General features: G+C 74.0%; 11 protein-coding genes. 9 read left to right on the top strand and 2 right to left on the bottom strand.

What is annotated here, in order from left to right; genetic code table 11:
• Positions 1 to 914, bottom strand: a 914-nt coding sequence (locus RB146_13340) for a dihydrodipicolinate synthase family protein (protein MDQ7829951.1), incomplete at its 3' end; no start/stop codon positions are given.
• Positions 915 to 1,229: 315 nt separating this feature from the next.
• Between RB146_13340 and RB146_13335 the strand changes: the two genes are divergently transcribed.
• The 9 genes from RB146_13335 to RB146_13295 all read left to right on the top strand — a co-directional run bounded on the left by RB146_13335 (position 1,230) and on the right by RB146_13295 (position 11,490).
• Positions 1,230 to 2,294 carry an LLM class flavin-dependent oxidoreductase gene (locus tag RB146_13335; protein MDQ7829950.1) on the top strand — a complete coding sequence of 355 codons (1,065 nt, stop codon included), beginning with the start codon at positions 1,230 to 1,232 and terminating at the stop codon, positions 2,292 to 2,294.
• Positions 2,291 to 3,301: a TIGR03619 family F420-dependent LLM class oxidoreductase gene (locus tag RB146_13330; protein MDQ7829949.1), complete on the top strand. Its 1,011-nt coding sequence runs from the start codon at positions 2,291 to 2,293 to the stop codon at positions 3,299 to 3,301. The genes RB146_13335 and RB146_13330 overlap by 4 nt, the downstream gene beginning before the upstream one ends.
• The gene (locus tag RB146_13325) at positions 3,298 to 4,485 is read left to right on the top strand and encodes a Xaa-Pro peptidase family protein (protein ID MDQ7829948.1); all 1,188 of its coding nucleotides are present in this window, start codon (positions 3,298 to 3,300) and stop codon (positions 4,483 to 4,485) included. The genes RB146_13330 and RB146_13325 overlap by 4 nt, the downstream gene beginning before the upstream one ends.
• Positions 4,482 to 5,780 (top strand): pyridoxal-phosphate dependent enzyme, encoded by a 1,299-nt coding sequence (locus RB146_13320; protein ID MDQ7829947.1) that lies wholly within the window; start codon positions 4,482 to 4,484, stop codon positions 5,778 to 5,780. Before RB146_13325 ends, RB146_13320 begins: the two co-directional genes overlap by 4 nt.
• Positions 5,781 to 5,872: 92 nt before the next feature.
• Positions 5,873 to 7,414 (top strand): ABC transporter substrate-binding protein, encoded by a 1,542-nt coding sequence (locus tag RB146_13315; protein ID MDQ7829946.1) that lies wholly within the window; start codon positions 5,873 to 5,875, stop codon positions 7,412 to 7,414.
• Positions 7,415 to 8,332, top strand: coding sequence for an ABC transporter permease (locus tag RB146_13310; protein ID MDQ7829945.1), 918 nt, complete (start codon positions 7,415 to 7,417; stop codon positions 8,330 to 8,332).
• 4 nt (positions 8,333 to 8,336) lie between these two features.
• A complete protein-coding gene (locus tag RB146_13305) occupies positions 8,337 to 9,221 on the top strand; it encodes an ABC transporter permease (protein MDQ7829944.1) in 885 nt (294 codons plus the stop codon).
• 2 nt (positions 9,222 to 9,223) lie between these two features.
• On the top strand, positions 9,224 to 9,943 hold the full coding sequence (locus RB146_13300; protein MDQ7829943.1) for a GntR family transcriptional regulator: 720 nt from the start codon (positions 9,224 to 9,226) through the stop codon (positions 9,941 to 9,943).
• Between the two features lie 131 nt (positions 9,944 to 10,074).
• Complete coding sequence (locus tag RB146_13295; GenBank protein ID MDQ7829942.1) at positions 10,075 to 11,490, top strand: FAD-dependent oxidoreductase; 1,416 nt, start codon at positions 10,075 to 10,077, stop codon at positions 11,488 to 11,490.
• 44 nt (positions 11,491 to 11,534) lie between these two features.
• On the opposite strand, the gene RB146_13290 is transcribed toward RB146_13295, so the two are convergent.
• Entirely contained in the window at positions 11,535 to 12,098 is a 564-nt protein-coding gene (locus RB146_13290; GenBank protein MDQ7829941.1) for a DinB family protein, read from the bottom strand.
• Between the last annotated feature and the right edge of the window lie 131 nt (positions 12,099 to 12,229).

The following is a 12,229-nucleotide window of genomic DNA, read 5'->3' as shown; positions in this document are numbered from 1 at the left end:
ACGCCGACCACGCCGATGCCCTCCAGCACCGCCCGCAGCTCCTCGCGCTCGGCCGCTCCCAGCGCCCGCAGCGGCGGGCGGCACGCGCCCCCCGCAAGCCCCGCCAGGTCCATGGCGGCCTTCACTGCCGCCGGCTGACCCACCCGGCGCGCGAAGGCCCGGAACGGTGCCCACCGGTCGTGGAGACGGCGGGCTTCTCCCCAATCCCCCCGCCGCGCTGCCTGGTAGACCGCCACGATGAGGTCGGGAAAGGCGCTGGCGTTGGTCGACGTCACGCCCCCCATGCCCACGGCCAGCCCCGCCACCATGACAGTGTCCGACCCGCACAGGACCGTGAGCCGCTCCCCCACCGCCTCGACGACGGCCGCCATCTCGGCGGCGTCGAGGACCCCCTGCTTGACCCCCACGACCGTCGGGATCTCGGCCAGCCGCGCGATGAGGGCCGGCGAGAGGACCACGCCCGTGCTCGGCGTGTTGTAAAGGACGAGGGGGATGGCGGCGCGGGAGGCGATGAAGGCGAAGTGGCGCTCCACGTCGGCCTCCCTGACCTCCGTAACGTACGGCGGGGTCAGCATGGCCGCATCGGCCCCGGCCTCCTCGGCGGCGTGGGTGAGCTCAAGGGCCTCGAGCGTGGAGCTGTGGGCGGTGCAGGCGATGACGGGCACCCGCCCGGCCACCGCCCGGACCGCTTCCCGGATGAGGTGACGGCGCTCCTCGGTGGAGAGGGAGGGGAACTCCCCGTACCCCCCGCCCACCAGCACGCCCTGGACCCCTTGGGCCAGGACGGCCTCGATGTTCCGGGATAACCCGGCGAGGTCCAGGCTCCAATCATCGAGGAAGGGAGTCGGCAGGATGGCGTGGATGCCCCGCAGGCGATCCCTGACCTTCCGGACCGCGTCCTGCCCGGAGGCCATGCCGTCAGCACCAGGCTGGACTGGCCTCACAACCGTCCACGGATGCAAAGTTGAATAACATGAATCATGCGTACTTGATACTTTCTACATGCCCTGCGCGACTCCTTCAGTGTGGGCTGACTCCTGCTGAGAGTCGGAAGAACGGCTCGGGAGGACCCTCAAAACCGCGGGAGCCCCCGCCATCTGCGCGGAAAGGAGTGACAGGCAGCCCGCGCGAAGTGCTGGATTAAACGGTTGTAAAATGTCTTACATCTTCCGCGTGGACAATTCGACTCCGAGGCGCAGGCGCTAGCGATGAGGACGGGCCCTGCTCCCATGCCCCGCCTGGGGGTGCTCATCCTCGGCGAGCACCCCCCGGAGCGGCTGCGCCAGATCGTCCGGCGCTGTGAGGCCCTGGGCTTCGACGTCTTCTGGTACGCCGACGAGAAGTTCTACCGCGACCCCTTCGTCGGACTGACGGTGGCCGCGCACGCCTCCACGCGCCTCCGCCTGGGGACCGGCGTGACCGAGCCCTACGCCCGCCACCCGGCGCTCCTGGCCATGGCCATCGCCTCCCTCGACGAGGTGAGCGGCGGGCGGGCCGTCCTGGGGCTGGGGGCGGGCGGCAGCGGTTTCCCGGCGATGGGGGTGGTGCGGCGTGCACCCCCGGTGGCCGTCACGGAGGCGGTGCGGACCATCCGTGCCCTCCTGCGCGGTGAGACCGTCACCGTCGACGGGCGGGTGGTGCGGGTGCGCGGCGCCCGCCTCTTCTTCCCCGCCCGGGCGGACCTGCCGATCTACGTGGCCGCCCGCGCCCGCCGGATGTTGCGGGCGGCGGGCACGGTCGCCGACGGCGTCATCATCGCCCCCTACGCCTCCCCGCCGGGGCTGCGCTTTGCGCTGGAGCGCGTGGCCGAGGGCGCGCGCGCCGCCGGCCGCCGGCTGGAGGCGCTCGACCTCGCCGCCCGCGTGGACGTCTGCGTGGCCGACGATCCCCACACCGCCCGCGAGGCGGTCCGCTCGGCGGTGGCCCTGCCGATGTGGATCAGCTACCCCAACCTCGACTACCTGGAGCCGCTCGACCTGCCGCCGCTGCCCCAGGCGGTGCTGGACGTGCTGGCGGAGCGGCGCTACGAGCGCATCCCGGAGGCGGGACGGCTCCTGCCCGAGCCCTACCTCGACCACCTGGCGGTAGCCGGGACGGCGGCCGAGGTGACCGCCCGCCTGCGCGCGCTGGTCGAAACCGGCGCGACCCAGCTCATCGTCCGTCCGGTGCCGGCGCCCGGGACCGCCCTGGAGGACCTGCTCGAGCACCTGGCGGCTGAGGTCTTGCCGGCGCTGCGCAGCGTGACGCTGCCGGGAACCGGGGCGCGGGAGGCCGCCGCGCCGGGACTGCCATGAGGTTCGGCGTCGGGCTGCCTACCTGCACCGAGGGGATGATGTACCCCGTCCCCTTCGCCTCCCCCCGCGACGTCGTGCGCATCGCCCAGGAGGCGGAGGCGCTCGGCTACTTCGCCGTCATGGGCAACGACCACCTGACCACGCAGCGCTACGTGCGCGCCGAGTTCCCCGACCCGCCCAACTTCTACGAGCCGCTCGTCACCTACGCGGCGCTGGCCCCGGTGACCTCGACGATCCGGCTGATGACCGGGGTCATCGTCCTGCCCATGCGCGCCCCGGTGCTCCTGGCCAAGCAGGTGGCCACCCTCGACCAGTTCAGCGGGGGCCGGGTGCTGCTGGGGGTGGGGGTGGGCGCCTACCGGGAGGAGTTCGAGGCCGTCCACCCGGAGCTGCGCCGGGCCCGGCGCGGCGAGATGCTCACCGAGGGGATCCGGGCGCTGCGCGTGCTCTTCGGCGAGCGCCGCGCCACCTTCCACGGACGCTACTACCACTTCGTCGACGTCGAGCTGTACCCCAAGCCGCACCAGGCGCACCTGCCCATCTACATCGGCGGCAACGCCCCGGAAGGGTGGCGGCGGGTGGCGGAGCTGGCCGACGGGTGGCTCCCCGCCGTCCTCACCCCCGAGGAGGTCCGCCATGGCCTGGAGCAGATCCGGGCGCACGCCCGCGCGGCGGGGCGCGACCTCACCCACCTGGACGTGGCGCCGCAGTTCGCCGTCTCCATCGGCCGCACCCGGGAGGAGGCCACGGAGCGGTTCCTGCGCTCCCAGCTCTACCGCCACCTCCTCTCGCTGCAGCGCTCCACCCTGCGAGGGCAGCCCGTCGACTCCTTCGCGCAGCGCAACCTGCTGGGCTCCCCCGCGGAGATCCGCCGCCAGGTGCGCGCCTACCAGGAGGCGGGCGTCACGCACCTGGCCGGGCTGCTCTTCACCGCCAACACGGTCGAGGAGTTCCTGGAGAGCATGCGCCTGTTTGCCCGCGAGGTCATGCCGGAGTTCGCCGGATGAACACGGCGCGCGCAGCCGCCGTGCTGGCCGAGCAGGGCTGGGAGGGGCTTGTCGCCACCACCGCCGAGAACGTCCGCTACCTGAGCGGCTTCCGCAGCTTCACCCAGCCGCTGCTGCGCACGACCCAGGTCTACGCGGTGGCACGGCGCGACCGCCTGGACGCTCCCCTGGTGGTGGCGCCGGTGGCCGAGGTGGACATGGCCGCCCAGTTCCCGCCCCGCGGCGACCTCATCCCCTACGGCCGCTTCTTCATCGAGGCGGGAGCACAGCACGCCGACGCCGCTGACCGCGCCCTCGTCCGCTGGGCCTGCGAGACGGCGCCGCACGCCACCGCCCTCGACGCGCTGGTGGCGGCACTACGCCAGCTGGACCTCCTGGACGCGGCGGTCGGCGTCGACGAGGGGGGCCTGGCCCATGGCGGCTGGGAGGCCCTCGCTGCCCGCGCGCCGGGCGGCTTTCGAATGGCGCCCGCCGCCGACAGCTTCCGGCGGATCCGGGCAGTCAAGACCGCCGGGGAGGTGGCCGCGCTGGAGCGGGCCACGGAGGCGCTCCTGGCGGCGGTGGAGGCGACGCTCGGAGCGTGCACCGAGGGGATGACCGAGCGGGAGGCCGCGCTGGTCTTCGACCAGGCGGTGCTCGCCGCGGGCGCGCGGCCGCTCTTCACGGTCCTGGCCTTCGGTCCCCACACCGCCTACCCCAACGCGGTGCCCGGCGACCGTCCGCTGCGGCGCGGGGACCTGATCCGGTTCGACGTCGGTGCCGTCGTGGACGGCTACTGTGCCGACATCGCGCGCACCGCCAGCTGCGGCGAGCCGGCGGCGGCGGTGCGGGCGGCCTACCGAGCGATCCTGGTCGGCCAGGACGGGGCGGTGACCGCCTGCCGGCCCGGCGCCACGGCCGGAGCGGTCTTCACCGCGGCGGTGGCGGCGACGCAGCGCGCGGGCCTGCCCCACTACCGCCGCCACCACGTGGGGCACGGCATCGGGCTGGAGGTCTACGAGCCGCCCCTCCTGGCCGACGGGGTGGAGACGCCGCTCGAGGTCGGCATGGTCTTCGAGGTCGAGACGCCCTACTACGAGGTGGGCCTGGGCGGGCTGCAGGTGGAGGACACCGTGGTGGTGACCGCCTCGGGCCCGACGCTGCTGTGTCCGGCAGACCGGGAGCTGCGGGTGGTGGAGCCATGACCCACCGGAACCGCCCGGGGCAGACGGAAGCCGGACCGGCACCGCACGGCGGTGCGCTGGTCGGCCTGGCGTGCGTGCGGTGCGGCGCGGCCTACGGCGTGGTGGACCTCTTCACCGGGTGCCCGCGCTGCCTGGCCGACGGGCACCCGAGCAACGTCGCGCCGGTCTACCGCCTCGACGTTGTGCAGTGGACACGGGAGGCGCTCGGCCACCGGCCGGCCACCATGTGGCGCTACCGGGAGCTGCTGCCTGTGCGCGACCCCGTCACGCTCGGCGAGGGCGGCACTCCACTGCTCCCCCTGCCACGCCTGGGCCGCGCCTGGGGCATCGACCACCTCTACCTGAAGGACGAGTCGCGCAACCCCACCGGCTCCTTCAAGGACCGGCTGGCCGCCGTGGTCGTCGCCCGTGCGCGTGAGGTGGGGGCGGGCGTGGTGGCGATCGCCTCCTCGGGCAACGCCGGGGCGTCCCTGGCCGCCTACGCGGCGCGCGCCGGGCTGCGCTGCGTGGTCCTGACCGCCGCCGGCGCTTCCGCCCCTCTGGTGACGCAGATGCTGGCGCTCGGGGCCTGTCTCGTGGCCACGCCCACCGCCCGCGACCGGTGGACGCTCCTCCGCCAGGGTGTGGAGGCGCTGGGGTGGTACCCGGCGGGAAACTTCCACGACCCGCCGGTCGGCAGCAACCCCTACGGCATCGACGGCTACAAGACCATCGCCTTCGAGATCCTGGCCGACCTGGCGTGGACTGTGCCCGGGCTGGTGGCGCTGCCGGTCTGTTACGGAGACGGGCTGTGGGGCGTGGCCAGGGGCTTCCGGGAGGCGCGCCGGCTGGGGCTGGTCGACGGGGAGCCCCGCCTGGTGGCGGGAGAGGTCTTCGGCCCGCTGGCCCGGGCGCTGGCCGAAGGGCTGGACCACGTGCCCGAGGTGCCGGCGGGGCCGTCCGTGGCCTTCTCCATCGCCGCCGGGATCAGCACCTATCAGGCGCTGCGCGCCCTGCGGGAGGGCGGCGAGGCCTGCGTGCTGGACGACGGCGAGCTGCTCGAGGCGCAGGCGGCGTTGGGGACGGCGGAGGGGATCTTCGTCGAGGCCTCGGCGGCGGCGGGCCTGGCGGCGGTGCGTCGCCTCGCCGCCCAGCGGCGGCTGCCGCGGGGGGCGCCGGTCGTGGTGGTGGCCACCGCAGGCGGCCTCAAGGACGTCGAGGCCGCGCGCAGCCGCCGTCCCCCGGTCCCGGTCGTGGAGCCGACCCTGGCGGCGCTGCGGGAGGCCTTGCGCCAGACGTACGGGATGGCGACGTGAGCGCGGCCCTGCACCGGAGCCGGATGGCGGGACCATCGAGGCTCAGACGGGAACAGCTGTCGCCCCTGGGGCGACGGATGGAGGTGACGGTCATGCGCGTCCTGGGTGTCCTGCTCCTCGGCGGCGCACTCTTGCTGGCCCTCGTAGGGACGCCGCCCGGCAAGCCCGGCCTCATGCCGGCCTACGCGCAGCGCACGGGCGGGCGGCTGGTCATCGGGATCGGCTCGCTGCCCAACACGCCCGACCCGCACCTGGACAGCACCGCCAACGCCCTCCCGGCCTACGCGGCCATGTTCGAGAAGCTGGTGGCCTCGGACGGGCGGGGTGGCATCCGCCCGGTGTTGGCCCGCGCCTGGCGGCTGGTGGACGACCAGACCTGGGAGTTTGACCTGCAGACCGGCGTGCGCTTCCACAACGGGGCGCCCCTCACCGCCGAGGATGTGAAGTTCACCATCGAGCGGGTCCTCGACCCCAACACGCGGTCGCCATGGCTCGGGCGCATCTCGGCCATCGAGCGGGTGGAGGTCGTCACCCCCACCCGCGTGCGCATCGTCACCCGCGGGCCCTTCGGGCCGCTGCTGCAGGGGTTGACGGTGGTGGACATCCTCCCGGCGCGCTACTTCCAGGAGCGCGGCCCCGCGGGCTTTGCGGCGGCGCCGGTCGGCACCGGGCCGTTCCAGTTCCGGGAGTGGGTGCGCGCCGACCGCATGGTCTTCACCGCCTACCCGGGCTACTGGCGGGGCCGGCCGCGCCTGGATGAGGTGATCTTCCGGGCTATCCCCGAGGACTCCACCCGCGTCGCCGGGCTGGAGACCGGCGAGCTGGACGTGGGGGTGCTCATCCCGCCGGAGCAGGTGGAGCGGCTGCGGGGGCGCGGGCTGGAGGTGCGGGCGGTGAACCTCGGCCAGGGCATGGTGGTGAACCTGCGCGCCAACGCCGGCGGGCCGCTGGCCGACCGGAAGGTGCGCCAGGCCCTCAACTACGCCGTGGACAAGGAGGCCATCCACAAGACGATCCTGCGCGGCTTCGGGCGCATCCTGGCCGGGCAGGTGGTGGGGCCGGACGCGCTGGGGCACAACCCCAACCTGCGTCCCTATCCTACGACCCGCAGCGGGCCCGGCAGCTGCTGGCCGAGGCCGGCTACCCCAAACGGCTTCGAGGTGACCTTCAACGGCACCGTCGGCCGCTACACCAAGGACAAGGAGATCGACGAGTTCATCGCCGGCCAGCTGGCCGAGGTGGGGGTGCGGGCGCGGCTGGAGATCGTCGAGGGCGGCGTCTACATCCAGCGTTTCATCGCCCGGCAGCTGGAGGGGATGTTCATCTGGGCGTGGCAGTACTTCCCGGCCATGGACGCCGACCTGCCGCTCAACTTCTTCGGCTGCCGCTCCGTAGGCAGCTTCTTCTGCAGCCAGGCCTTCGACCAGCTCTTCCCCCAGAGCCGCGCCACCCTCGACCCGCGCCGGCGGGCGCAGGTCCTGCAGCGCGTCGCCCGCATCGTGCGGGAGGAGGCCCCGGCCATCTTCCTGGTGCAGACGCCCGGCATCTACGCAGTGCAGCGCCGGGTGCGCGGGTTCGAGTGGGGGGCGGACTACCTGATGAGCCTGCACCACACGGAGGTGACCGGCCGCTAGGTGTCCGCCTTCGTCCTGCGCCGCCTCGTCGACGCGCTGGCCGCCGTGCTGGGGGTCTCCACGCTGGCCTTCCTGGCGCTGCGGCTCTCGGGCGACCCGGTGGCGCTGCTCGTCACGGAGTACGCCACCGAGGAGGAGATCGCCCGCGTCCGCCAGGTGCTGGGACTGGATCGGCCGCTGTGGGTGCAGTACGCGCGCTTCCTGGGCGACGTGCTGCGGGGCGACTTCGGCGCCTCGCTGCGCTTCCTCCGGCCGGCCGCGGCGCTGGTGCGCGAGACCCTGCCGGCCACAGTGGAACTGGCGACGACGGCGCTGCTCATCGCCGTCGTGGTGGCCGTGCCGCTGGGGGTCGTGGCCGCGCTGCGGCGCGGCACCCTCGTGGACGGCGCGGTGACGGTGGCCGCCACCGTGGGCCAGTCCATGCCCTACTTCTGGCTGGGGATCCTGCTCATCATGCTCTTTGCCGTCCGGTGGGGCTGGCTGCCGAGCTTCGGCCACGGTTCCTGGCGCCATCTGGTGCTGCCCGCGGTCACGCTGGCCATGACCCCCATGGCGCGCACCGCACGCCTGGTGCGCTCCGGCTTGCTGGAGGTGCTGAGCCAGGACTACATCCGCACCGCCCGGGCCAAGGGCCTGGCGCCGCCCCGGGTGGTGGTGCACCACGCCTTGCGGAACGCCGCCATCCCCGTGGTGACGATCCTGGCGCTGGACTTCGGCACGCTGCTCGGCGGCGCGGTCGTCACCGAGACCATCTTCGCCTGGCCGGGGGTGGGCCGGCTGATCGTCACGGCCATCCAGAGCCGCGACTACCCGGTGGTGCAGGCGGCGGTCTTCTACCTGGCCATGGTCTTCGTCCTCCTCCACCTGCTGCTCGACCTGCTCTATGCGCGCCTCGACCCCCGCATCCGCTACCAGTAGCGGCGTGGCCCCCCTGGCGGCGCCCCCGGCCCCGGGCCGCGCCCTGCGCGCGCGGCGGCGCGCGCGCCCGCATGCCATCGCCCGGGCGGCATTCGGCATCCTGGCGGTCGTCGCCCTCGCCGCCGTGGCCGCCCCCTGGGTGGCGCCCTCCTCTCCCTACAAACAGGACATCCGCCAGCGCCTCGCCCCGCCCGTCTGGGTCCCGGGGGGGTCGGCCGCCCACCTGCTCGGCACCGACCAGCTCGGGCGGGACCTGCTGAGCCGGCTCATCTTCGGCGCCCGCATCTCCCTCCTCGTCGCCGTGCTGGCCGTGGGGCTGGCCGGCGCGGTGGGGACGGGGCTCGGCCTGGTCGCCGGCTTCTACGGCGGCTGGATCGACCGGATGCTGTCGCGCCTGGCCGACATCCAGCTCGCCTTTCCCCTCACCCTGCTGGTCATCACCCTCATCGCCATGCTGGGCCCCAGCCTGACGAACCTGGTGGTGGCGCTGGGGGTGGGCGGGTGGGCCGCCTACTTCCGCATGACGCGGGCCCAGGTGCTGAGCCTGCGCGAGGCGGAGTACGTGCTGGCCGCCCGCTGCCTGGGGGTCCCCGACCTCCGGATCGCCGTCCGCCACGTCCTGCCCAACGCCGTGGCCCCGCTGATCGTGCTGGCCTCCTTCTCGATGGCGCAGGTGATCATCCTGGAGTCCGCCCTCAGCTTCCTCGGGCTGGGCGTCCAGCCGCCCACCCCCACCTGGGGCGGGATGCTGGCCGACAGCCGCGACTACCTGGCCATCGCCTGGTGGCTGGCCGCCTTTCCCGGGGTGGCGCTCATGCTCACGGTGCTGGCGGTCAACGTGGTGGGGGACTGGCTACGGGACACGCTCGACCCGCGCCTGGTGGTGTAGGCGTGGCCCGGGCCCCGCTGGCCCAGCAGGTGGTGCAGGAGCTCCGGCAGGAGATCCTGCGGGGGCGCTTCACGGGTGCGGAGCGGCTGCCCTCCGAGCCCGAGCTGGCGCGCCTCTTCCAGGTGAGCCGCCCCACCCTGCGCGAGGCGCTGCGCGTGCTGGAGACCGAGGGCCTGCTGCGGCGGCGGCACGGCGTAGGCACCTTCGTCCGGCCGCGCGGCGCCGTCACGGCCGGCGTCGAGCGGCTGCAGAGCTTCACCGAGACGATCCGCCAGGCCGGCTATCCCGCGCGCGACCAGGTGCTGGCGATCCGGCCGGTGCGCCTGCGCGGGACGGTGGCGGCGCGCCTGGGGGCCCGTCCGGGGGAGGCGGGCGTCCTCGTGCGCAGCCTGCGCTGGATCGGCCGGACGCCCGTCATCTACTGCGAGGACACGCTCCCCGCCTCGCTCGTGGCCGATCCGGCGGTGGTGGAGCTGCGCCGCCGGCGCGAGTCCCTGCTGGACTTCTTCCGGCTGGACCTGGGGCTCGAAGTGCGGTACGCCCGGCTGGCCCTCGAGGCCATTCCCGCCGCAGGACGGGTGGCGCGGGCCCTGGCCGTCGCCGCCGGGCAGCCCCTGCTCCGGCTGGTCGGCACGGCCTACGACGCGGCGGAGCGGCCGCTCTATGCCACGGACAACCACGTGCGTACCGCGCGCTACCGGTTTGTCCTCATTCGCCGGTAGACGCCTGCAGGGCTCCCCGCCCTTGTCCGTGTATCAGGAATTTGAACCTTCTGACACTTTCCGTTTGGGGGGCGGCCAGGGACTTCGCCATGCGCTGGGTACGCGGACCCGTTCGTCTCCGGCAGGAGGGGATGTGGCTGTCGCCGGCCCTCCTCCTCGCCCTGGCCGCCGGCGCCCTCGGCGTCGTCGCATCTCCGGCGCGGGGCCGGGACGTGCACGTGCACATCCTCGTCGTGGGAGGCACCCCGGCCGGCATCGCCGCCGCGGTGGCCGCGGCCCGCTCCGGGCACTCCGTGGCGCTCGTGGAGGCCCGGCCGTTCCTGGGCGGCGTCCTCACCGGCGCCATGCTGAGCAGCTTCGACCTCAGTCGGGGCCCGGACGGGCGGGACACGGTCGGCGGGATCTTCCATGAAGTCTACCGGGAACTGGGCCTCACCTTCGATCCCCGGGCGGCACGCGCGCGCCTGCTCGAGCTGGTGCGGCGGGAGCCGGCGATCGACCTGCGCCTGGGGGCCCGGGTGCGTACGGTCCTCGTCGCGGCGGGCCGCGCCAGCGGCGCGATCCTCGACGACGGGACGACGATCCAGGCCAGGGTCGTCATCGACGCCACCGACGACGGCGACGTGGCAGCCGCGGCGGGCGCCCGGTACACCGTTGGCCGGGAGAGTGCGGGAACCGACCGCCTCACCCAGGCGGCCACCTTGATGTTCCGCCTGCGGGACGTGCGCTGGTCCGAGGTGGTGGCCTACCTCAGCCGCGACGAGAAACCCCGGCGGGCCGGCGGCGTCTACGGCAGCCTCGCCTGGGGCTACCGCCGCATCGTTACCCGATGGCGCTCACCTGACCCCGAGCGAATCGCCGCCTACGACCTCAACCTGAGCCGCCTCTCCGACGGGAGCGTCTGGGTGAACGCCCTGCAGGTCTTCCGGGTGGACGGGACCGACCGGACCTCCCGCCTGGACGGCTACCGCAGGGCGAAGCGGGTGGTCCCGGCATTCGTGGCATTCCTGCGCGCGCAGGCCCCGGGCTTTGCCCGCGCTACCCTGATCGAAGTCGCCCCGGAGCTGTACATCCGGGAGACGCGGCACGTCGTCGGGCTGTACACGCTCACCGCCCGCGACGTGATCCGCCAGCGCCACTTCTGGGATCGTGTCGCCGCCGGGGCCTACCCGCTGGACCTGCATCCCTACTCCCCCGGGTGGAACAACCCCTACCGCGCCCGGCGCTTCTACTTCACCGTGCCGCTGCGGAGCCTGGTCGTGCGCGACGTCGACGACCTGTTCGTCTGCAGCCGGGCCTTCTCGGCCACCTACCAGGCGGCGGGCGCTGCGCGCGTGGTCCCGGTGACGATGGCGCTGGGCCAGGCGGCGGGCATGGCCGCCAGCGTGAGCCTCGAGGCCGGTGTGTCGGCCCACGAGCTCATGCGCCGCCACGACCTGGTGGCCCAGGTGCAGTGGCGGCTCCAGGCTGCCGGGGCCCACATCAGCCACCGGACCCTGGTCGCCTCCGCCCCGAGGCATTTGGGCCGACCCGCGCCGCGGCCGTAGCCGGGCGGCCCCCTCCGGAATGGCCCCCCGGGCCCCGACGGTCCTCAGGCCACCACGCGGGGCAGGCCCTGGGCGCGGCGCAGGGCGGCGATGTAGCCGGCGTTCCAGTCGTGGTGGGTCAGGTAGTCCACCGCCTGCTGCCACAGCGGGGCGTCGTCGCCCCAGTGGGTGTAGCGGAAGGCGGTCCAGTCCTCCTGCACCGCCTCCAGGGCCTGCTCCAGCGCCTCGAAGGCGCGGCGCATGTAGCCCACCACCTCGGCCTTGGGCGGGAAACGCAGCCGGGCGGCGGCGGCGTCGTCCATCTCGTAGCCGCTCTCGCCCGCGCCCAGTTCGGCCGGGTTGAGCCCCCACCGCCGCGCCAGGCTCTCGGCGAACCAGATCTGCTCGCCCGCCCCCAGCACCGCCCGCGCCGAGGGGCTGGCCTGGCGCAGCGTCGCCTGGATGTCGTCGGCAGTGCGGGCCAGGTGCCAGACCTGGAAGGCGATGTTGTGGGCGCTCGGGGTGGGGCGCCAGGCGTACTGCTCCTCGGTGAGCCCGTCCACCATCGCCAGCAGCGTGCGGTGGCTGCGGCGGAAGCGGTCTATCAGGAATGCCCTCAGCTCGCTCATGGTCCTCTCCCGGGGCGGCCTACGTCCCCGCCTCCTCCTCGTAGCGCTCCTTGAGCGCCTGGACGACGGACGGGTCGGCGAGCGTCGTGGTGTCGCCCAGCACCCGCCCCTCCGCGATGTCGCGCAGCAGC

It is taken from the genome of Armatimonadota bacterium (assembly GCA_031081585.1).
In the GTDB taxonomy this organism is placed as follows: domain Bacteria; phylum Sysuimicrobiota; class Sysuimicrobiia; order Sysuimicrobiales; family Humicultoraceae; genus Geohabitans; species Geohabitans tengchongensis.
Note: the sequence above shows the minus strand (reverse complement) of the source record. Positions and strands in the feature narration are given on the sequence as shown.